We start from the raw sequence: 20,819 nt of genomic DNA, 5'->3' as shown, positions 1-20,819 counted from the left end.
ATATATTTATCTTGCACCATTACCGTTCAATACAATTAAAACGGTTTTACATAAAATACGGATGTCCATTCGAATCGTTTTCATTTCAATATATTCCATATCCAACCTCAACTTTTCCTTTGGATCAAGATTATACCCTCCATTTATTTGCGCCCATCCTGTTAATCCTGGTTTTACCATTAAACGTTCCTTAAATTCTGGAATATACGCATCAAATTCATTATAAAAAAACTCTCTCTCTGGTCTAGGGCCTACAAAAGACATATCCCCTCTTAAAATATTTAAAAGTTGCGGTAATTCATCAATTCTCGTTTTTCTTATAAACAATCCAACTTTTGTAATTCTTGAATCATGTTCTTTTGCCCATTGTGGGCCATTTATTTCAGCATCCTTTACCATCGATCTTAATTTAAATACATTAAACTTCTTCCCGTTTATACCTAAACGTTCTTGAAAGTAAATTGGAGCCCCTGATGTTTCTAAAGTAATCATAATACAAAAGAACAACATAATTGGTATCGTTAATAGTAACAATATGATTGAAAATATAATATCAAACAAGCGTTTTACACTTCGATTCAATATGCTAGGCTTTTCTTGAGCTGGAATCGTATACAACTTGGCTTGATTTGTTTCACGAATCATGGATCGTTACCCCCACATTCAAGAATATAAAATTATCCCTATTAATTCACATTCTTTTCTATTTATATTCGCTATTACTTTTTGCACTGTACGTAGTGAATCTTTTCGCTTTTTAACTGCTAAGACTACTCCATCGCATTTCCCTGCAATAATGTGCGTAGCAGGAAGATCAAATACTTCAGAAGAATAAAAGAAAATGTAATCAAAATCTTCTTTCCACTTAGCAATTGCATTATCAAATTCATCCATAGCAACTAAGGGCGTCCCTGTGTGTACTGTTTTTTTTGCAGGAATACAATATAAGTATTTAGACAAATTACTAGAAAAAGATTCATAATTACAGGGGGAAGAGCTTATTATATCGTTTACTGTTATCATGTGATCACTTTGTAATAATACATGTAATTTGGGGTCAGAAAAATTCACATCAATAAGTAACACCTTTTTCTTCATTTCAGCAAACACTAGACCCATATTTACTATAAGCGAGGCAACAACACCTCTGTCCTTCGTTGAACTAACTGTGAACAGTTGTTTTCCAGATTTTTTCAACTCGTGATACACCGTATAAAACTGCTCTTTCATCAGATCATCATGCAGATCGAATGGCAGCTGTTTCTTTGTCCTAAACATCGACATGTTCACCTCGATATATAGATGATTGTTTATCAACCTCTGTAAGTTTCTTTTTTCTATTCGGTTTCATATTTATGTGACCAATAACAGAGACTGTTGTTATTTTCTCTAAATCCTGTTCCATGTATATACGTTCATCAAAATAATCTCGAAATACAGCTAAACCTATCCCAACAAAAAAACTAACAATTAAAGAAATAGGAATGATTAGTTGAAATTTCGGAAACAATTTTTCAGCCTGTTCCTGTAACTCAGGATCAGTCAATACTTTCACTCCTTGTACATTTGTGTACTGTTGAAAGCTTTTTTGTGATTGCTCTGCCAATGTCTTTACAATATCTTTCACGACTTTCGGATTGGAATCTTTTACTGTAACAGTTACAATTTGTGAGTTGTCCGTATTCAATACCGAGATTTTTTGTGCTAATTCATAACTTGATTGCTCTAATTTCAAAGTTTTTTTGACTGTTGAAATAATTAATGGGCTTTTTAAAATATCAACATACGATGTTACTAGTTGCTTATTTTCTTGTGTTTTATTTGTTGAATTTTCCTTATTAAACTCATCTAAATTCCCAACAAGAATTTGCGTTGAATATTGATATGACGGCTTTAAAACATACATAGAGATAAGAACTAAAGAAGCGGTTAAACAACACATCGTTAAAATAATCGTTACGAATCTTCTTTTCAATAATTGTTGAAAATCTTTTATACTCATTTCTTGCTTCAATTATTTCACCGCCCTTTTCTGAATAACATCCTGCAAGTCACTCTTTACAGATACCCCTCTCTTCTTTCTATCCACTTGTTTTGTTACATACTTTCCGACTCTGAATGCAAATTTTTCTATATATATATACGAAAGTATTGCAAGTATAAACGAAAAAACAAGTGAAAAAATTAAAATAATTGGCAACGGTAATATTTCATGGAGCATGTATATAAGGGAAAATAACGATATAATATGATATAAATAAAGACTGTAAGAAATCTTCCCCAAATATAACAAGTATTTATTACGTAGTAAGGACGACAAAGTTGATATTGACAAGCTTAATATGACAAATAGACATGCACTTATCGCCACTACGTAGTCTCGAAATATAAAATTATTGAGTACTTTCATTTCTCCAATAAGCCCTTCATACATAAAAAGTAAAATCGCAAATAAAAACCATGCAATTTTCGTATTTTTAGTACAATTACTATAAAAAACTATTAAATTATTTTTATACTTCGCAACTAGTGCTCCTAGTAAAAACAGCACCGTGTAATGCAATGTTAATGCATAGCTTGTTAATGTTAAGCCCGAGCGAAACAAAAATAATATTACGACAGAACATATACTAAAACTAAACAATAATAGTAATGAACACCTTAACGTTTTTCGTAAACAAATCATCAAAATTAACGGAAAAATTATTGATATTCGCATTTCATGGACAAGTGACCAAATGACACCGTTATATGCATCTGTATTATATTTCCCCACCAATAAAATATGTTGTGCGATTAAGCTTGAAGAACTTTCAATCGTCCATGAGCGATTAAACCATTCACTTAAATAAGAAATACCATATTCACTAATTGTAGCCTGGCATATAATAGCTATTATTATTGCCACAATATAAGGAATATATATTCTGCATATACGTTTTAAAAGGTATGATCCATAGCTACTATAGTTTTTTTGAATAGATTCATACAAAACAAATCCGCTCAAAACAAAAAAGATAATAACAGATTCGTTACCACTACTAAAAATTAGACGAGCAGGTGTTTCTTTTAATAGGTACACAACAAATGGTTTATTATCTTCATAACTGTAATTTTGAAATGCTGAAAAAATCATTAAATGATGACCGATCATTACTACTAATGAAGAAATCCCTCTTATAGAGTCCAATTCTTCGTATCTCTTCATCTTTTTACATCAACTCCTAATGAAATGATACTAATCATTTCAAAGCGACATCTTTATTCATATTCCTCTCCTTTCTTTTCATTCCAATTTTTCATATTAAAATGATTTTATAGTATAAATTTGAGTGTATTGTAACATTTTTTGTAATATTATGAATAGCGAATCTCAAAAATTGGTATATACCAATTTCAACCTCGAAAAATGAGTAATATTGATAGAAAAACACTATAAAAATATCTTGCATATTTACAAAATTAAAGAGATGAATAGCGTTTTTTCAATATAAAATAAAAAAGATAGCCTATATAGGCTATCTTTTTTATTTTATTTAATTACTCGCACCACTATATGCTACATGTCGTTTCTCAATTCTCTCTTCAATTTCTTTCATATTTTCTTTATTATTTAATAGTGATTGTTTATTTTCAATTAATAATTGTTTAAAAGATTTCCTCACTTTTTTTCTCATTTTCATTGTCCTCCTTGGGGGATGGTTTATATAAAAGATAAAGAATTATCTGTGTGTCCTTATAATAATTGATTGTTGTGAATTCTATTTGAACTTCATATGAAAATTCCGTTTATTTTCTGACAACTTTGTGAACACGAAAAAAAGACTCTCTAAAACTATGTTGAAATTAATTCACTTCATTATAAAAATTACTATTCCCATCAACTTTTATCATTATATCTTGTCGAAACATTTATATATTTAAAATTGAGTTCGACATAATTTTATTTACTATAATACTGTTTACAAAAACAAAAAGAAGGTGTCACCAAGTCAAATTTCGACTTATGCAACATCCCTCTTTCCAAACTATTTATAGCATATTTATTAATATTTCAGGTCTTCCCCAATTCATTTCTTCACAAACAAATCTAAGTTTTTCTTCATCCATTGTGTGTAATCCCTCTTCTAGTAAACATGAAATTGGAACTTCACAGTGAATTTGTGCTAATTGCAACGAAATATTTAAGTTCTCTAAATCACTTTCAATCTTCGTACGCTGCGCTTTTGTTAATGATTCTACATTTTCTAGTACAGCGGATACTGTTCCGTGCTCTTGAATAAGCTTATACGCTGTTTTTTCACCGATACCTTTTACACCTGGATAATTATCACTTGTATCTCCCATGAAAGCTTTTGCATGGACGATTTGCCACGGCTCTACACCTTTTTCTTCCATGATTTTCTCCGGTGTGTAATATTCGTAATTTCCAATTCCTTTACGCAGAAGCATAACCGTAACGTTCTTATCAACAAGTTGAAGTAAATCTGTATCACCAGTTAAAATATAAACTTCAGCTTCATTGCAGTATTGTTTTGCAAGCGTACCGATACAATCGTCCGCTTCGTAGCCTTTCATACCGATAACTGGAATGGATAATTTCGCAGTCATTTCTTGCACTAAATCAAATTGAGGAATTAATTCTTCTGGTGGCGCTGCACGATTTGCTTTATAATTCGAGAACGATTCTGTTCTAAATGTCGTACTTCCCATATCCCAGCATGTAACGATATGTGTTGGTTCAATCGCTTGCGTAGCTGTTAACAAGTGTTTCATATAACCATGAATCCCATTCGTAGGGGTTCCATCTTGTCGTTTCATAAATTGTCCGTAGACACTTGTTGCGTAAAAAGCACGAAATAATAGTGCCATACCATCAACTAATAATACTTTTTTCATAATTCCTCTCCTATTAAAAAAATAATAACCTCACGTTATCACGTAAGGTTATATAAATAGATTACCATTCTACGTTTTTGCTCAACTTTGTCTATTATACATTGTTTTTGTATATTTAGCACCATTAACACATTAAGACGTTCTACTACAACAAGTATGCAATATGCCTGAATACGTATTTTTTCCAGTAGAAACAACGACAGCCTTTGCACTTCCACTAACGATATGTGAACCTTTAAAACATACATTTTCAAGCTCAAGTGGATTATAATCTTTCATCCGTTTTAATGGAATAAATCGTTTACGTTCAAGGTGATAGCAGCTTTCAAACTTCTCTATACTCGCTTCGTTTCCCGTTAACACAGACTCATTCACTAATAAATCATCTGCATAAATAATACGTACATCAGCTGGCACAGCATCTCCAGCCGAAAGAAAAATCATATCTCCAGGTACAAGTTCTTGCACTGGTATCTCCATCATTTTCAGTTCACTATTTAGCCCTGTACTACTAGAACATTCTACTCTAGATACAGTAATCGTTTCACGTTGTAATTCATCACACACACGTTGTTTTGAAAAACCTGGAATCATGCCACCAAGCTTCATCATTACTTCTGCAAGAATTGCTCTTTTTGAAGTTAGTTCATTTCGGCCATATACTTGAATACGTTTTTGCGCCTCTTTCATTGATAGTCCGTCTCTTGTTGTTTTAAAATATGCAAATACAGATTTTACATCTCTTGTTGCAATTTCAATTAATAAATCTTTATTTTTTTGGAGCATTGTTTGTTCTTTTATTGATTTTTTATTTAGTTTATATGACGTGTTACCCACAGTTTTGTTTGCATATAACATATTATCGTCTCCTCCTTTACAACATAGGAAGAAACGCTTTGTTTCTCAATTTATCCACTTTACTGTGAAAGTGTCTAGCGCTTTATAAACGCTACATTGTGATAAATATAGAGGGAGGAACAAATCGTTTCCTGCCTACATCATATATTTTTGATTTGAAGTATATGGGTAACGGAACCGAGTCAGAATTTGACATGCTCCTCACCTCCTCGTTTAATTTTATAGTTTATACTATGAAATTACTCATAGCTTGGTAACAAAAAAGACCCCTACCCTTAAGAGAGTAGTGGCCATTACATACACAAATAAACGATTTCTAATATAATTAGAAATCTACGGACCTCTCCCTCGCCGAGTTTTAGCACTGTATAGCATAGGTACATTACCAGCTACGTTAAGAAAAACCTTAATTCGATCATTCCTGTTGACCCATTGGCGTCTCTCGACATTTTTGGGCAGTAGCATTTCTCTATACAGGAGCCTCACCTAACAGAGACTTATTTTCATTACATTGAAAATGTTACTCTTATTTAAAATAGATGTCAACAGTAGCCTACAATTTTTTCAAAAGGTATGGCAAACTAACGTATATAAAGTGAAACTTTAATCAGTGGGGGTTTTGTTCATCCCCCACTGATTATTAGCCCTCACCAATCGGGCTGCCCGGCAAATAGCGGGATAAAATAAAAAACTTTACGTTTAAACGTAAAGTTTTTAATAAGTTATACAACCAGCGATTACAATCCCAATCGAAAGCGATAAAAACATAAGAAAAAGACCGACTGCTTGATTATCTTCTTCGAGACTTTTGTTTATATTAAAGCGTGGTGTAAGCCACTCAGCTAAATAAAAGACGATAATTTGAGCCAAAATCCCAACTGCTCCCCACGAAATCATATCAAGAAGTGAAATTGAATTAGCTGCTGTCGAATATAAAACAACAGCTAACCCAAGTAATCGTCCTCCAAGCACATAGCTTACCGCCTTATTTCCTTGAGCCATTAACTTAAATTCCTTTACTCTCGTTGTCACTTCCATCAAGAACAGACCTATACATAAAAGGCCGAGTGTTACTGCTAAATATAATAAAAAATTAATCATTTTTCCCCCTCCTTTTTATACCTACCGGTAAATAGTACGATTCATTTCCTGTAATCTTTTCTCCCGCACGAATACCGATACTACTCGCTTTTCCAGCAATTAAAAACGAACCAAACACATATGACAGTTTCTCGATCCCTTTTTCTGTTTCCAAGGATACGACTGGCAGTTCGGTATACTTTTGAAATATCGGCAGTGACGCTTTATACGTTTCGTGTGCATTTTGAAGCATAATATTTTCGTCTTTATCGCGAATCGTAATTGTATCTCCTTCTCTCCCAAATGAAGGTTTTTGAACGAAAGAACCTTTTCCTAAAAATAAATCTGGTTCTAAATATGTAGGTAACATATATTCTTTAATCCACTGTTGTTCCTCATTTGTATAAAAGACCTCTTCTTCTGCTAACCCCCAAATAAGACACTGAATTGATTTTGGCTGAAGTAAAAATGCTGACAAAGGATTTATTATAAAAAGCTTTCCGGCTTTTACAAGTTGTAACAGTTCCACACCTACCAAATCTCCTGTTTCAGGATCTTGATCCTCAATTAAATCTTCTATCGGATATGTTTGGCGATATAAAACATCAATCTTCGCCCCATCTTTATCGACTAGAGCACCCTTTGTAATTCTAAGTTCTGACATTGGCACTACTTTATTTTCAACATGGCATAGCTGACTTAAATACATAGTGGTATTCCAATCCTCGATATGTTCATGATGTGCTGTAAAAACAACATTTGGATTATCTAATCCCTTTGTCGCTTCCATTACTGCTTTCGTTACACCAGAAGATAGCAATCGTTCTTGATCCGAGTTTGGATCATCATAGCCTAGATTTTCACATACTTTCCTATTCATTCGAAAACATTCCACAATAAAAGTTGGTGTATCACTATTAAACTCAAGCATTTTGATTTTATTATCCTCTGTTACAGCAAAATCAAATCGCGAAATTACAGATTCAGGATAAAGCCCTTTCATTCTAATGAATGATAAACTCGCGGATGGAAAGCCAAGATCTAGAAGCTGTTCGTCACTTAAATTACGCAGCAGTCTAGCAGTCTTAAAAAATATTTTCCCCATTCGTTCAGTCGCTAAGTGTAATTGGTCCAAAGTCTGATTTGTTATAGAAAAAACATGAAACAAACTATACTCACATTCATATAAATCCGACCAAAAATTCGGATATTTTAAATAAAATTCTTTTCGATCCCTTATGTATTGCGACATATTTTAGCCCCCAAATCCTCCCTTTGAACCGCTTCCAATTCCACCTTTAAATTCAGCAGACGATTGATACGATTTAAACGCCGATGAATTTTTAAAAGTAGATTTATTTTGATAGTATCGCCCACCATAGAAATAATGCCCACGATAACCTGAACTACTATCATCACACTGCCATACCCCAAGTTCATCATCCCAATCCCAATCAGAACAACTATTATCATTCGGTTTTGGGGGAAGATCTTGTGCGCAACCAAATAAAGTGCCAGTCATTAAAGACGTTACGACACCACCTACTAGCCATTTCGTTTTTGTCACCTTCGCACTCCCCTTTTTAAATTCTATTCCTATTATATAGGATGGCATGATAAAGTAGAAGAAAAAGGAAGAAGAGGGATTAAATGCGCTTAGAATATCGACTTAATGATGAAACGAAAGGGTATCCTGCTTTATGGAACTACGCCAATATTTCTAATTCTGAAATTATCGCACGCATGACTTGTGAATATTTTATTAAAGAGAAAAATACTTATGTTGTTACTGCAACTTCGGTTGATCCAGACGGAACAGCAGTTATTTATATTCAAAAAGAAGTTTTCGCCAATGACCCTTCAGACCCTACATACTCCCACATCGGTTTTGAAATTAGAGAACTAAGTGAAACGAGTTCAAGCTTAGTAGATAGTCAAGATGTATGGAACTACGAAGAAATTTTACCATCTCTTCATTCAGATATTATATATATTCAGCGAGACGGCATGTCTATGGAATTCTCCTTGGATTCAAGAGAGATTGATGAAGACAGAAAGTGCTACATTTATTACGGAAACTTCACAGGTGAATCAAGATAATATTGATATATCTATGCAACAAAAAAACCTTACGTATAAAACGTAAGGTTTTTATATAGCCCCACATATGCCGTTCTCTCTAGATGTCCATAAACCTGCTCTCACAGGTGGATGCTCTCACAAATGTTTGTAACTTCCTTCTTAAAAAGATGGCATGTTAGCTACATTTAAATATTGAACTTCCATATTAAACTTATTGGTTTAAGACATGCATAAGCTACGTACACCGTAGGAATTTTATATAAGGTTAGTTGAAATAAGACCCCCGCACGTGCCGCTCCTCGTAAATGTCCAAAAACCCGCTACTCGCAGGTGGATGCCCTCACAGTTACCGTACATCTTCCTCCACAAGGAAGGCTTGATGATGGTCGCTAAATATTGAGCTTCCGTATAACTAACATCGGTTTTAGACATAAATAAGTTACGTACACCGCAGGATGTATTATTTACTTGTCGTTATATTATCACATTGTTTCCAATGTGTAAAATACAAAGTTTTTCGAGCAATCTCTTGCTTGTGACCTTATTTTAATACAAATTATTTTTGCATGCAAGTGATTAATCTTCTTCTTTTGCAATTTGATTTTCTGGATAAGAAATCCAATCACTCCAGCTACCTGCATACAATTTAACATTTTGGAATCCAGCCAATTTTAACGCAATGATATTTGGACATGCCGTAACACCAGAACCACAATATACAATGGTTTCCTTATCTTTCGACAGATTTTGAAATCGTTCTTGTTGCTCAGCTTCATTCTTAAATTGTCCTGATTGCAACATTCCATCCTTCCAAAAATAGTTTGTTGCTGTCGGAATATGTCCTGCTTTATGATCGACAAGTTCCTCTACACCAGCATAACGTTTTGGCTCTCTTGAATCAATTAACGTAACATCTGCACCTGCCTGGATATTCTCTCTTACTGTTTCCATCGATACAAGCATATGATCTTGTATGTTTGTTTTAAATGTTTTTCGTATAACAACAGGAATTTCCGTTGTTGTCGGTAGTCCATTCTCTTTCCAAACCGGGAAACCACCATCTAATATATATACTTTCTCATGTCCTACATAGTTACATAACCACCATAAACGAGCAGCATTTGCACCAGCTTGACTGTCATACGCAATTACTGTCATATGTTCATCAATACCAACCTCCGAAAGCTTGTCCGCAAACTCTTCAATGCTTGGCAACGGATGGCGGCCACCATGTTCTGCTATAGGACTTGATAAATCTAAATTCAAATCAAAATATAACGCATGAGGAATATGTTCTTCTTCATACTTTTCTCTACCCCAATTAGGATTCGCTAAATCAAAACGACAATCGATTACACGGACGTTCTCATCTTCTATATGCTCACGTAACCATTCGACTGTAACTATCATCTTTAACGACCTTCTTTCTCTTGTAAACGACTTACATACTCCATAACCATTTCTTCTGTAACATATTTACGCTGCAAGGTAACACCATTTTTTGCAAGATCATTAATTTGCTTTGTTACAACATTAATGACATCAACCGAAAATTCTTTCCCATTTGACGCAAGAGATACGGCTGCTTCAATAGCTGCTTCACGCTGCGCATCTAATTGTAAACATGCTTTTACACTTTCATTTTGTTTACGAGAATGTGCTGTAATTGCTTTATGTACTTCCATCTTCTCTTCCCCCTAAATAAGTTATACGTTCTAATTCAATTCCATTGCAAGCCGAATCATATCACGGCATACAATACCATTTTCAATAATCTCTTCTTCATAATGCTTCGAAAAGTAATCAAAATCAATAGAAAAAATACGAAATCCACATTTTTGATATAAAGCAAGTTGTGAAACACTAGAATTGCCTGTACCAATTTCAAGTTTTGACATACCATATCCTTTAGCAGTTTCTACGGCATGCCTTAATAGCTTCTTCCCAATCCCTTTTCCTTGCAAATGCTCTGCAACCGCAATATTCATGATTTCCATCGTCTTCGGCCTTGTTTCCAAAAGAACATACACACCGATGATGCTGCCCCCTTGCTTTGCTACGTATGTTAACCCTCTTTGTACATATATAGCTATTTGCCGTTCACTTGGATCAGCAAGTAGCAATAAAGACTTCGGTATAGCCTCTTTTAAAATACGTTCTATTACAAAAGACATAAAAAATCCCCCCATCTCTATTGTTCTAAACCCTCCTTGTCTACCATAAATAATAGAAAGGAGGGATTCACCATGGACAACAATGAGAAAAAATGCAACGTCATCTCTATTGATGGAAAGAAGAAGAAAAGCGACACGTATTCCTATCCAAAATTAGTAGTTGAAAATAAAACATACGAATTTTCTTCATTCGTCTTATGCGGTGAAACACCAGATGGCAGACGACTCGTTCTTACTCATATGATTTCTACCGATGAATTTGCTGGATTTGTCAAATCTTTAGATACTGTACTGCAAAAGAAAATTGAACGAATCTTTTTCTCATAACGACTATATAACATAAATTTCTTTTTCAATCTCTACTAACTGATTGTGCAATTGTTCTTTACTTTGTTCATATAGAGATACATCGATCGTTTCAGCCAATGCAAACAATATACTTTCATAATAGTTCATTACATCTTGTTGCATCACTTTTTGGAATAAGTTCCACTTCATATCCCATTCTTGCTTATAATGATGGACAAATAAATCTTTTTCATCGGCTACATAGTTTGATACAAGCGGTTCTAATACAGATTTAGCGTCTTCTTGCATAAAAGCTTTGTCATTCTTTTCAAAAAAGCTTTTCTCATTTTTAAAATGTGCCAGTGCTTTTTTGAAATCTTTTATTTCAACTGAAGGGAACGGTTCTTTATGTGTAATATCTTTATATTCATACTCAACTGTTCCATTCATAGAAATTGATTGATTTTCTACTTTACAGTTCACTACAATTTCGTCCTTTGCACGCTTCATCGCTTCGTCTATCCATTTTTCAAGACGTAATGATGTCGCACGCATTTCTTGTAATAAATCATGCTGAATAAATGCTACTAATTCCATAACACACTGTTGCAATTGTGTTTTCACATTTCCATCCGTTCGAAGTGACGCCGGATTAATAAATTCAGTAAACACATCGTTATAACGTAGGAATAGACGCTGTTGCACGTAATAAAGCAACTCTTTCACTTCATTTTGCATCGCCTGTTCTTCAGCAAGTACACTATATGATGAAATAATATGAAGTAGTTGATCACGCTCTGCTTCATATTTTTTCGTTTGCTTCTCTTTCTCTTCATTCCCCTGCTTTGCACCATTTATCATGTTTACTAAAAGCTGATCTGCCCCTTGCAACGCACCATATAGAGCATGCACAGAAACAAGCATTAAATCTCTCATCATAAAGGACGTAAATGATTCCTCAAACTTAGTAATTCCAGAGTTTTGTAAAATACCATACTTCTCTTTTTCAACATTCTTTCCTTGTTTCTCTTCAAGCGCACATAAACTTGAAATTGCAAATAAACGCGGATTTCTAATACCGTATTGCAGTAGCTGATCTGCGATATAACCTTTTACCATTTCAAGTTCTTCTTCAGACTCTGCTAAATCCGCCGCATTAATTAAGAAGAACATTTTATCAAGGGCAAAAGTATCCTTTACACGCCCAAGCTGAATTAAAAATTCACGATCAGCACGAGAGAATACATGGTTATAATATGTTACAAATAAAATAGCATCTGCATTTTTAATATACTGGAATGCAACATCCGTATGGCGAGCATTAATAGAATCCGCTCCAGGTGTGTCTACAAGCGCTACTCCCTGCCTTGTTAAAGCACAATCATAATAAAGCTCCATATACTCAACGAAGCATGATTTTTCTTCATTCGCTACATAATCAGAGAACTCTTCTAATGTGACTTGTACTTGTTCTCCTAAATAAGTAGAAACTGCATCATACCCTTTTTGTACCGCTCGTAAAAAGCTAAATGTTGTTTTTTGCTTCCCAGTCGGTGAAGGATATTTCATAACTTTATCAATTTGTGCTAACGCCTCATCTAACGTAGTAATCTCATAATGAAACAGCTTATAAACAGCTTTCATATCTTCTAATAGAGCTTGCTTTGATTTGAATTGAACCATTACTGTTCCGTGTGGTTTTTCCTCTGTAACCGGCAAAATTTGATTAATCGTTGCCGTCGTCGGATTTGGTGATACAGGAAGTACCTTCTCACCAAGTAAGGCATTGGCAAATGATGATTTCCCAGCACTAAAAGCTCCGAATAACGCTACTGTAAATTGTTTCGTTTCCACACGACGCCTTTTTTCTATCACCTCTTGCTGTACATGTTTCAGCGCTGGCAATGGCTCTAATATCATTTCAGCTTTCTTCACTTTCTCTAATATACGCTGAATATTTAAAGCTGCCGTTCCTTTTATCTCTTCTTCATGAGCCGCTACGTTATCATTTACCATTTCCTGCTCTTGTAGTGTGAATTTCTCACTAACAATTTGTTTTTCACGTTGCAATATCTCCTCTATTTGCAATCCTTCTGGTGTAGCAACACGCTCGTGCCAAACATTTTGTAAATAACTTTCATATGTCTCTAAATTGTTACTGTATTGTAATTCCGTCTCTTTTGCCGTTTGCAACATCGTATATTTTTCAATCTCTTCTTCCATACGAGCAACTGCTTCCTTCACTTTTTGCTTTAAAACAACTGCACTTTTATCAAAAATTTGCTGTGCTTTTGTAAAATAACGTTTCTTCAGTTCATTCGCTACATCCGCTGTATAAAGAAGTAAGTAATCACCTGTGAAACCTGCACCTTGTTTAATGACTTCAGCTAACATTTCTGGTCCAAAAGCAATTTCTAAAGCATATATGTCTTTCCCAATTTCCTCCGTGAACAATCCTTCTTCTTTTAAGAAGGCTACAATAAATTCTTTCACATGAAAATCAAGTTGCGTTTCAACAGTCTTTTGAAGGGCAGAACAAAACGCCTCTACACGTCTTTGTTTTTCTTGCTCCGTCTTTCCTTTCGCAAATAGCAAACCAACTTTAAACTTTGTTAATTTCGTTTCTAAATATGCATTTGCCAATTCTCTCATTTCAAATGGCATTAAATACGCGTTATCTAATATAGCTTGTAAACCTTTTATAAATTCGTTTCTCACATGAGATTCTTTACTAGCCTCGCGATGTTTAGTTTCCGTTAGCTCTTCTTTCTTTTCAACTATTTCTGAAATCAAAAGCGGTGATGCTAACTCTTCCTCATATGTCAAAAGAGCTTTTTCATTTTCAGAAACAATAAACGAGAAATGTTCTCCCATTAAATGTTCTGTTTCTCGCTCCATTCCCTCTCTTACATACTGCTCTTTTTCTTTCATAATAGAAGTAATTAATGTTTCTAAGCTTCCAATTTCATTATGTGGATGGTTCATCATTCGTAATGACGTATAATAAACTCCATCTACTTCAATATCCCAGTTAGAGAACGATTGTTTCACACTATCTTTATAATCCTCAAATGATAATTCATTTTCTTTATGTTTATCTATTTGATTTACAACGAGATAAACCGTTTTATTACGTTGTTTCAATTTTTTAACAAATTGCAAATTCACTTCCGATTGGACGTGATTATAATCCATCATATAAAAAATTACGTCTGCTAGATGTAGCGTTGATTCTGTCGCCAGTTGATGGGCATCATCTGTTGAGTCAATCCCTGGTGTATCAACTAACATAACACCCTCAGGAATTGGTGCATCATTCCGATAAATATGAACACCAATTACCTCATCGCCATCTTTACAAATTTGCTTTAATTCTTCTGCTGAATATGCACCGTCATATTCGTACTGTTCTCCAGATTTAATCGTAACAACAACACGATCAAATCCCTTTTCAATTTTAACGACGTTAGCGCTTGTCGGAATTGGACTTGTTGGTAACAACTGCGCTTTATATAGATGATTCATCATCGTTGATTTCCCTGCTGAGAAGTGACCGCAGAACGCTATCATAAGCTGCTCTCGTTTATATTTTTGAATTACTTCAAACAACTTTAAGCTATTCTCTGCATCGCCGTGTTTTTGCCACTCTTCATAAAAACAAACAAGTTTTTTCATACCGTTTGTCTGTACTATGTTTGTCATCCCCTTGTTCCCCTTTATCCAAGATGTATATACTTTTCCCCGCTAATTGCGAGCTCATAACCAGTGAGAGTTACACATACCCATTGATTACAGTTTCACTTTACTATCATACTAAATTTTCAGCATATTCTCATTAAAAATAAAAAATCCCTTTCATTCTTTTTACAAATGAAAGGGATTTTATGTCATATCACTCATTTTGCTGTTCCTACTCCATTTAAAACATACTTTGCAATAACTGCATATACAGCAACTGTACCTGCTACTAATGCATATACCATACTCATGCACCAACCTTTTTTGATAATGATTATCACTTTTGAATACATTTTATCATTAAAGAGAATCATTATCAACACTTTCCATAAAGAAAGCTCCTTATAAGAAGGAGCTTTACTGCCTGTTTTGAAAAAGGTTAAAACTTGTTGTGCACTCTTATTATATCTCATCCTACATAACTTAACAGTTTAAAAAAATGGAAATATCCCCTATCCCCTCCATCTTACATTTTGTATAATAAAAGGGAATTACTTAACAAGGAGGAAAAAAATGACACAAAATCTCACACAAGGCGAGAGGATACACTCCATTGATATTATTAGAGGAATAGCTGTATTAGGTATTTTTCTTGTTAACTGGCCAATTATTGCCGGGGTTGACTCACGTGATATTACAGGAATTTACGAAGGGATAGACAGCTATATTCGCCTATTTTACGATATGTTTATTCAAACGAAATTTTATACAATTTTTTCGTTTTTATTCGGATTAGGTTTTTATATTTTTATGAATCGTGCTGAGGCGAAGACCGATCGTCCAAAAACTTTGTTTGTTCGCCGCTTACTTATCTTATTATTATTCGGGTTCTTACATTACGTTCTTTTATGGGACGGTGACATTTTACATACTTATGCAATTACCGGGTTTTTCTTATTTTTATTTTACAAAAGAAAGACACGTACTATTTTAATATGGTCAATTGTACTATTAAGTTTCATGCAATTGTTCACATTATTAGGTTCTCTTGTCATGTTATTAGTGCCGGTAGATGAACTAGGCCTTTCCATAGCCATTATGCCGTTAGAAAACTGGGGCTTACAAATTACAGACAGATTCTATTCTTTCTATTCTGAAGCAATAAGTAACAGTCTTATTATGCTTCCTGAAACACTAGGATTGTTTTTACTCGGATTATATGCCGGTAAAAAAGACATTTTCCGCCGTGCTAAGGAATTAGATCCAAAACTTAAAAAATGGCAAATCATTATGTTCATTTTAACATTACCGATGTGGTTTATTATGGTTTACTTCTTTATGAACAATCAACCATACACACCATTTTCACTTATGGGCATTACGATGATAAGCGGAAAGACATTGTTCATCTTCTACATTGTCACGTTAATGCGTTTATTACAAAAAGAAAAATGGCAAACAGTATTACGTCCATTCCAATACGTTGGACGAATGGCGTTAACGAATTACATCTCACATACAATTGTTACATTACTTGTATTCGGGCTACTATTCAAAAATGATTATCTTGCTCCATTATGGGTTGGACCACTATTCTGCGTCGGTTTCTACACGTTACAAATCTTTATTAGCCGCTGGTGGCTTTCACATTACCAATACGGGCCACTTGAGTACATTTGGCGTCTTGGTACTTATGGGAAAATGATGCCACTTAAAAAGAAAAGCAAGGTCTCATAACGAGACCTTGCTTTTTTACGCTTCTCTTACTGCACTTTGCATAGACACCGGCTCTTCTTTTACTTTCACTTTGCGCTGCGGCACCATATTAAATACGATATTTAACAATACTGCTGATGCACTTCCAAGTACAATTCCGTTATCTGTTAAAATACGAATACTTTCTGGAAGTTGTGAGAATAATGTAGGAACGACTGTTACGCCAAGCCCAATTCCAACAGAACATGCAACAATTAATAAGTTTTCTTGTTTGCCAAAATCAACGCTACTTAACATTTTAATACCATATGCCATAACCATACCGAACATTGCGAGCATAGCACCGCCAAGTACTGATTTCGGAATGATTGTTGTAATAGCTGCGATTTTAGGAATGAATCCAAGAACGATTAACATACCACCGCAAGTATAAATAATAACGCGATTTCTTACTCCAGTTAATTGAACAAGTCCTACGTTTTGAGAGTAAGTTGTATATGGGAACGCGTTGAAAATACCACCTAACACCATCGCTAATCCTTCTGCTCGATAGCCCTTTGTTAATTCTTTTTCACCGATTTTTTTATTGCAAATATCAGATAATGCAAAGTATACACCCGTTGCTTCTACAATCCCTACACAAGCAACGAGAATCATCGTAATAACTGGTGTTAATTCAAATGTTGGTGTACCAAAGTAAAATGGTTGAATACCATGGAACCAATCAGCCTCTCCAACCGCTTGCAAGCTCACTTTCCCCATAAACGCTGCAACGATTGTACCGAATAATAGACCTAGTAAAATAGAGATTGAACGAATAAATCCATCAAAGAAACGATACATAATGATGATAAATAGTAACACACCAAATGCTAATGCTAAATTTTCAAGACTACCGAAATCCTTACTTCCTACTCCTCCAGCCATATCATTAATTGCTGCTGGAACAAGTGTAACTCCAATTACAGTAACAACAGATCCTGTTACAACAGGTGGAAATAGTTTTACAAGCTTTCCAAATAATTTCGCAAAAATAACAACGAATAACCCAGCAGCAATAATTGCTCCATAAATAGAAGACACACCGTATTGTTTTCCAATCGCAATCATCGGTCCAACGGCTGTAAATGTACAACCGAGTACAACGGGAAGTCCAATACCGAAAAAGCGATTTGATAATGCTTGTAAAATTGTTGCAACGCCGCACATTAATAAATCAATTGAGACTAAATATGTTAATTCTTTTTGATTTAAACCAAGTCCACCGCCCACAATAAGCGGAACGATAATTGCTCCAGCATACATTGCAAGCATATGCTGCATACCAAGCGATGCAATTTTAAATGGATGCTGCTTCATCGTTTATTTCACCTCCGCAGTTTCTTGCTGTACAAATGTAACTGTGCCGTTATCAAGTGATGCAATTTCTGCTAGTGATTCAACACGAACGCCTTGTTCACGAAGCTTCTTTCCTCCATCTTGAAATGCTTTTTCAATAACAATTCCAATTCCTGCAATACTTGCTCCTGCTTGCTCTACCAAACTCATTAAACCTAAAGCAGCCTGACCGTTTGCTAAAAAGTCATCGATGATTAGCACGCGATCATTTTCATCAATATGATTTCGAGATAATGAAATTTCATTTGTTTCTTGTTTTGTAAATGAATATACGTTTGCAACGTACATATTATCTTGTAACGTTAACGATTTACGTTTTCGTGCAAAAATTACTTTTACACCAAGCTCTAATGCAGCCATAACCGCTGGTGCAATGCCTGAAGATTCAATCGTCACGATTTTTGTAATGTTCTCTTCTTTAAAACGTTTGGCAAATTCTTTTCCGATTTCTTGCATAAGTACTGGATCAATTTGGTGATTTAAAAATGCATCCACCTTTAATACATCACCAGATAAAACCTTTCCTTCGTTCAAAATCTTTTCTTGTAATACTTTCATGTTTGTTCCCCCTCTTATGCAATAAAAAAACTCCAAAAGCCGCCACCACTCGTTACAAGTGAGAGACGCGCTTTTGGAGTTTCGCAAAAAAAGAATGCTAAACAAGCAATTATATTCGTCCTCACTCATAGTCAAAGTATTTACGGTACTTCGGTAGAAACTTGCAGGCCATATCCCCGCGATTATATGAGTGTAGCTAACTATTTATTTTATAGAAGGATTATAACGTACTTTTTATACTTTGAAAAGCATTTATCAAAAAAACACGTACAAATTTTTAAAAACCACTATTTTCGTTCGAGTTTTGCAAACTCTTTCATTCCCAATTACAATTTAGTTAAAATGATTGGCCCATCTTTTGTAATCGCAATTGTATGCTCATATTGAGCTGATAATTTCCCGTCCATCGTTCGTGCAGTCCACCCATTTAAATCTACTTTAGAATATCGCATACCTATATTTACAATCGGTTCAATTGTAATTACCATTCCTTCTTGTAACTGAGGTCCTTGTCCTTGTTTCCCAAAATGAAAAATTGCTGGTTCTTCATGAATCTCTTTACCGATTCCATGTCCCGTAAAGTCTCTTGCGACAGAAAAACCTTCATTTGTTACATAACTTTCAATTGCATAGCCAATGTCTCCTACATGATTACCAATTACCGCCTGATCAATTCCTTTATACAAAGCATTCTCAGCTACTAGCAACAACTTTTCTGCTTCATCAGAAACTTTTCCAACTCTATACGTCCAAGCAGAATCTGAAAGACCCCCATTTAAGTTTACTACCGTGTCAATTGTTACAATATCACCCTCAGTTAAAGGAACATCGGCCGGAAACGCATGACACATTTCATCGTTTACAGATGCACATATCGCATATGGATAACCATTGTAATCTTTCTGTTCAGATGTGGCACCATGCTTTTTTAAATACATTTCAACAAACGTATTAATCTCTTGCGTCGTTATACCTGGCTTTATCATTTTCGCAATTTCTTTATGACATGAAGCAAGTAATTTTCCAGATTCATGCATCAAATCTATTTCATTTTTCGTTTTAATTGTAATCATACTACCTCTACCTTTCCTTGCTAAACCTACTATTCGCTACTAAACTTCTATCATACACATCCTTTACCAAAATTTCAAAACCCTCAATTACAACAAGTAAAAAAATATGTATCATATATTTCTAAATCAAAATAAAAAAACAGAAGATCCCTCTGTTTTTTAATCACGTTTACATATGTAGTTCATTTTCAAAAACTCAAAACAACTACCATTTGTTTTCTGTATAAACGTTCCAACCACTTCAAATCCCGCCCTTTTATACACTTTTATCGCTCTCTCATTAAATGTCGCTACTGATAGTGTTATATATTTGCATCCGTATTTTTCTTTGCTAAAAGCTAGTCCAGCATTCACGAACTGTAAACCAAATCCATTGCCAGTTATATCAGGTCTCATTCCAAGTCCTATATCAACCGTTCCATCATTCATTTTACAAACAGTAAAAAAACCAATGAGAATGCCATTTTGCTTCACAGAAAATGTATGATCTCCTCTACTCTCACCATGTAAAAATTCAGCTAAATCTTCTTCATCTGCCTCTATATCATAAAAAGAATATTTCCCTTCATAATGCCAGTTATACGCAATTTCCTCCGCTTCTTCTTGCTTCATTACTGTATATGTATGACCCATTCTATCATCCCCTTTAATAAAAAGAGCTGCAATTAAGCAGCTCTTTTTTTCAGAGTGTTGGGAAACCCTTTAGGGGTTCCCAACACTCTGTAATCATTTTGATTTTAGCGAATAAAAACAACATAAAATAATAGAGTTTCAAAAAAATAGCCCTCCACCAGACCTTTTTTGGTCAGATGGAGGGCTATTTTTTTCATGTTTTGACAAGCTGCGGTGAGATAAGCCTGCATTTGGACAGACTTCAGCCCTCGAAATCGAGCATATCGATAGCCATGTAGTTCTTTGGCGTCTGCAAAGCTTCGCTCTATAGTTGAACAGCGTACTTTGTACAACTTTTTCCCTGTAACTGTTAGTTTGTTTTTTCTAGCGATATCCTTATATT

At 34.6% G+C, this 20,819-nt stretch carries 21 protein-coding genes, 2 other RNA genes, 1 pseudogene and 2 riboswitches; of the genes and pseudogenes, 3 read left to right on the top strand and 21 right to left on the bottom strand.

The features are described 5' to 3' along the window. Positions 1 to 6: 6 nt before the first annotated feature. The 10 genes from BUA87_RS25880 to BUA87_RS25835 all read right to left on the bottom strand — a co-directional run bounded on the left by BUA87_RS25880 (position 7) and on the right by BUA87_RS25835 (position 8,404). Positions 7 to 645 carry a sugar transferase gene (locus BUA87_RS25880; protein WP_000617644.1) on the bottom strand — a complete coding sequence of 213 codons (639 nt, stop codon included), beginning with the start codon at positions 643 to 645 and terminating at the stop codon, positions 7 to 9. 18 nt (positions 646 to 663) lie between these two features. Then, the gene (locus BUA87_RS25875; RefSeq protein WP_002093924.1) at positions 664 to 1,284 is read right to left on the bottom strand and encodes a CpsD/CapB family tyrosine-protein kinase; all 621 of its coding nucleotides are present in this window, start codon (positions 1,282 to 1,284) and stop codon (positions 664 to 666) included. Continuing rightward, positions 1,271 to 2,014, bottom strand: coding sequence for a YveK family protein (locus BUA87_RS25870; protein ID WP_000807053.1), 744 nt, complete (start codon positions 2,012 to 2,014; stop codon positions 1,271 to 1,273). Before BUA87_RS25870 ends, BUA87_RS25875 begins: the two co-directional genes overlap by 14 nt. After that, a complete protein-coding gene (locus tag BUA87_RS25865) occupies positions 2,015 to 3,208 on the bottom strand; it encodes an acyltransferase family protein (protein ID WP_071714526.1) in 1,194 nt (397 codons plus the stop codon). Positions 3,209 to 3,536: 328 nt separating this feature from the next. Next, on the bottom strand, positions 3,537 to 3,677 hold the full coding sequence (locus BUA87_RS25860; RefSeq protein ID WP_001228048.1) for an FbpB family small basic protein: 141 nt from the start codon (positions 3,675 to 3,677) through the stop codon (positions 3,537 to 3,539). 355 nt (positions 3,678 to 4,032) lie between these two features. Continuing rightward, entirely contained in the window at positions 4,033 to 4,899 is an 867-nt protein-coding gene (locus BUA87_RS25855) for a 5'-3' exonuclease (RefSeq protein WP_000757069.1), read from the bottom strand. 132 nt (positions 4,900 to 5,031) lie between these two features. Beyond that, positions 5,032 to 5,757, bottom strand: coding sequence for a P-type ATPase actuator domain-containing protein (locus BUA87_RS25850; protein ID WP_000964944.1), 726 nt, complete (start codon positions 5,755 to 5,757; stop codon positions 5,032 to 5,034). 337 nt (positions 5,758 to 6,094) lie between these two features. Further along, positions 6,095 to 6,258: riboswitch (M-box (ykoK) riboswitch) on the bottom strand. Between the two features lie 213 nt (positions 6,259 to 6,471). Further along, the gene (locus BUA87_RS25845) at positions 6,472 to 6,858 is read right to left on the bottom strand and encodes a DUF350 domain-containing protein (RefSeq protein WP_072941260.1); all 387 of its coding nucleotides are present in this window, start codon (positions 6,856 to 6,858) and stop codon (positions 6,472 to 6,474) included. Continuing rightward, positions 6,851 to 8,089 carry a glutathionylspermidine synthase family protein gene (locus tag BUA87_RS25840; protein ID WP_000084938.1) on the bottom strand — a complete coding sequence of 413 codons (1,239 nt, stop codon included), beginning with the start codon at positions 8,087 to 8,089 and terminating at the stop codon, positions 6,851 to 6,853. Before BUA87_RS25840 ends, BUA87_RS25845 begins: the two co-directional genes overlap by 8 nt. A 3-nt stretch (positions 8,090 to 8,092) precedes the next feature. Next, complete coding sequence (locus tag BUA87_RS25835; RefSeq protein WP_000169030.1) at positions 8,093 to 8,404, bottom strand: hypothetical protein; 312 nt, start codon at positions 8,402 to 8,404, stop codon at positions 8,093 to 8,095. An 83-nt stretch (positions 8,405 to 8,487) separates the two neighbouring features. Between BUA87_RS25835 and BUA87_RS25830 the strand changes: the two genes are divergently transcribed. After that, positions 8,488 to 8,937: a hypothetical protein gene (locus BUA87_RS25830; RefSeq protein ID WP_001235522.1), complete on the top strand. Its 450-nt coding sequence runs from the start codon at positions 8,488 to 8,490 to the stop codon at positions 8,935 to 8,937. A 54-nt stretch (positions 8,938 to 8,991) separates the two neighbouring features. Here the strand turns inward: BUA87_RS25830 and ssrS (BUA87_RS25825) are convergent. The 5 genes from ssrS (BUA87_RS25825) to BUA87_RS25805 all read right to left on the bottom strand — a co-directional run bounded on the left by ssrS (BUA87_RS25825) (position 8,992) and on the right by BUA87_RS25805 (position 11,093). Then, a non-coding RNA gene (ssrS, locus tag BUA87_RS25825) (6S RNA) lies at positions 8,992 to 9,175 on the bottom strand. 21 nt (positions 9,176 to 9,196) lie between these two features. Beyond that, positions 9,197 to 9,379, bottom strand: a non-coding RNA gene (gene ssrS / locus BUA87_RS25820) — 6S RNA. Between the two features lie 116 nt (positions 9,380 to 9,495). Next, positions 9,496 to 10,329, bottom strand: coding sequence for a sulfurtransferase (locus BUA87_RS25815; RefSeq protein WP_000637575.1), 834 nt, complete (start codon positions 10,327 to 10,329; stop codon positions 9,496 to 9,498). 2 nt (positions 10,330 to 10,331) lie between these two features. Beyond that, positions 10,332 to 10,604 carry a YpbS family protein gene (locus tag BUA87_RS25810; protein WP_000451820.1) on the bottom strand — a complete coding sequence of 91 codons (273 nt, stop codon included), beginning with the start codon at positions 10,602 to 10,604 and terminating at the stop codon, positions 10,332 to 10,334. Positions 10,605 to 10,634: 30 nt separating this feature from the next. Then, positions 10,635 to 11,093 (bottom strand): GNAT family N-acetyltransferase, encoded by a 459-nt coding sequence (locus tag BUA87_RS25805; RefSeq protein ID WP_000011410.1) that lies wholly within the window; start codon positions 11,091 to 11,093, stop codon positions 10,635 to 10,637. A gap of 72 nt (positions 11,094 to 11,165) precedes the next feature. Between BUA87_RS25805 and BUA87_RS25800 the strand changes: the two genes are divergently transcribed. Next, positions 11,166 to 11,420 (top strand): DUF3931 domain-containing protein, encoded by a 255-nt coding sequence (locus BUA87_RS25800; RefSeq protein ID WP_000369740.1) that lies wholly within the window; start codon positions 11,166 to 11,168, stop codon positions 11,418 to 11,420. A 3-nt stretch (positions 11,421 to 11,423) separates the two neighbouring features. Here BUA87_RS25800 and BUA87_RS25795 read toward each other — a convergent pair whose 3' ends face one another. Further along, positions 11,424 to 15,083: a dynamin family protein gene (locus BUA87_RS25795; RefSeq protein WP_072941257.1), complete on the bottom strand. Its 3,660-nt coding sequence runs from the start codon at positions 15,081 to 15,083 to the stop codon at positions 11,424 to 11,426. A gap of 549 nt (positions 15,084 to 15,632) precedes the next feature. Here BUA87_RS25795 and BUA87_RS25785 point away from each other — a divergent pair. Then, entirely contained in the window at positions 15,633 to 16,796 is a 1,164-nt protein-coding gene (locus tag BUA87_RS25785; protein ID WP_000193180.1) for a DUF418 domain-containing protein, read from the top strand. Between the two features lie 15 nt (positions 16,797 to 16,811). Here BUA87_RS25785 and pbuX read toward each other — a convergent pair whose 3' ends face one another. From pbuX to BUA87_RS25760, 5 genes and pseudogenes are all read right to left on the bottom strand, one after another. Then, positions 16,812 to 18,134 carry a xanthine permease PbuX gene (pbuX, locus tag BUA87_RS25780; protein WP_072941254.1) on the bottom strand — a complete coding sequence of 441 codons (1,323 nt, stop codon included), beginning with the start codon at positions 18,132 to 18,134 and terminating at the stop codon, positions 16,812 to 16,814. A gap of 3 nt (positions 18,135 to 18,137) precedes the next feature. Further along, positions 18,138 to 18,731 carry a xanthine phosphoribosyltransferase gene (locus BUA87_RS25775; protein ID WP_000866483.1) on the bottom strand — a complete coding sequence of 198 codons (594 nt, stop codon included), beginning with the start codon at positions 18,729 to 18,731 and terminating at the stop codon, positions 18,138 to 18,140. 108 nt (positions 18,732 to 18,839) lie between these two features. After that, positions 18,840 to 18,941: riboswitch (purine riboswitch) on the bottom strand. A gap of 116 nt (positions 18,942 to 19,057) precedes the next feature. Continuing rightward, positions 19,058 to 19,804 (bottom strand): type I methionyl aminopeptidase, encoded by a 747-nt coding sequence (locus BUA87_RS25770; RefSeq protein ID WP_000628419.1) that lies wholly within the window; start codon positions 19,802 to 19,804, stop codon positions 19,058 to 19,060. A 159-nt stretch (positions 19,805 to 19,963) separates the two neighbouring features. Next, complete coding sequence (locus BUA87_RS25765; protein ID WP_072941250.1) at positions 19,964 to 20,437, bottom strand: GNAT family N-acetyltransferase; 474 nt, start codon at positions 20,435 to 20,437, stop codon at positions 19,964 to 19,966. Between the two features lie 93 nt (positions 20,438 to 20,530). Beyond that, positions 20,531 to 20,819 (bottom strand): annotated as a pseudogene (locus BUA87_RS25760) (transposase); the annotation flags it as partial.

This window comes from Bacillus sp. bc15, assembly GCF_900142585.1.
Lineage (GTDB): Bacteria > Bacillota > Bacilli > Bacillales > Bacillaceae_G > Bacillus_A > Bacillus_A cereus.
The sequence above is the reverse complement of the archived record's forward strand: the minus strand, read 5'-3'. Positions and strand labels throughout refer to the sequence as shown.

What these genes read in the sequence shown, in the direction of transcription:
- BUA87_RS25880 (WP_000617644.1), bottom strand. Translation starts at nt 645, where the DNA reads ATGATTCGTGAAACAAATCAAGCCAAGTTGTATACGATTCCAGCTCAA.
- BUA87_RS25875 (WP_002093924.1), bottom strand. Translation starts at nt 1,284, where the DNA reads ATGTCGATGTTTAGGACAAAGAAACAGCTGCCATTCGATCTGCATGAT.
- BUA87_RS25865 (WP_071714526.1), bottom strand. Translation starts at nt 3,208, where the DNA reads ATGAAGAGATACGAAGAATTGGACTCTATAAGAGGGATTTCTTCATTA.
- BUA87_RS25860 (WP_001228048.1), bottom strand. Translation starts at nt 3,677, where the DNA reads ATGAGAAAAAAAGTGAGGAAATCTTTTAAACAATTATTAATTGAAAAT.
- BUA87_RS25855 (WP_000757069.1), bottom strand. Translation starts at nt 4,899, where the DNA reads ATGAAAAAAGTATTATTAGTTGATGGTATGGCACTATTATTTCGTGCT.
- BUA87_RS25850 (WP_000964944.1), bottom strand. Translation starts at nt 5,757, where the DNA reads ATGTTATATGCAAACAAAACTGTGGGTAACACGTCATATAAACTAAAT.
- BUA87_RS25845 (WP_072941260.1), bottom strand. Translation starts at nt 6,858, where the DNA reads ATGATTAATTTTTTATTATATTTAGCAGTAACACTCGGCCTTTTATGT.
- BUA87_RS25840 (WP_000084938.1), bottom strand. Translation starts at nt 8,089, where the DNA reads ATGTCGCAATACATAAGGGATCGAAAAGAATTTTATTTAAAATATCCG.
- BUA87_RS25830 (WP_001235522.1), top strand. Translation starts at nt 8,488, where the DNA reads ATGCGCTTAGAATATCGACTTAATGATGAAACGAAAGGGTATCCTGCT.
- BUA87_RS25815 (WP_000637575.1), bottom strand. Translation starts at nt 10,329, where the DNA reads ATGATAGTTACAGTCGAATGGTTACGTGAGCATATAGAAGATGAGAAC.
- BUA87_RS25810 (WP_000451820.1), bottom strand. Translation starts at nt 10,604, where the DNA reads ATGGAAGTACATAAAGCAATTACAGCACATTCTCGTAAACAAAATGAA.
- BUA87_RS25805 (WP_000011410.1), bottom strand. Translation starts at nt 11,093, where the DNA reads ATGTCTTTTGTAATAGAACGTATTTTAAAAGAGGCTATACCGAAGTCT.
- BUA87_RS25800 (WP_000369740.1), top strand. Translation starts at nt 11,166, where the DNA reads ATGGACAACAATGAGAAAAAATGCAACGTCATCTCTATTGATGGAAAG.
- BUA87_RS25795 (WP_072941257.1), bottom strand. Translation starts at nt 15,083, where the DNA reads ATGACAAACATAGTACAGACAAACGGTATGAAAAAACTTGTTTGTTTT.
- BUA87_RS25785 (WP_000193180.1), top strand. Translation starts at nt 15,633, where the DNA reads ATGACACAAAATCTCACACAAGGCGAGAGGATACACTCCATTGATATT.
- pbuX (WP_072941254.1), bottom strand. Translation starts at nt 18,134, where the DNA reads ATGAAGCAGCATCCATTTAAAATTGCATCGCTTGGTATGCAGCATATG.
- BUA87_RS25775 (WP_000866483.1), bottom strand. Translation starts at nt 18,731, where the DNA reads ATGAAAGTATTACAAGAAAAGATTTTGAACGAAGGAAAGGTTTTATCT.
- BUA87_RS25770 (WP_000628419.1), bottom strand. Translation starts at nt 19,804, where the DNA reads ATGATTACAATTAAAACGAAAAATGAAATAGATTTGATGCATGAATCT.
- BUA87_RS25765 (WP_072941250.1), bottom strand. Translation starts at nt 20,437, where the DNA reads ATGGGTCATACATATACAGTAATGAAGCAAGAAGAAGCGGAGGAAATT.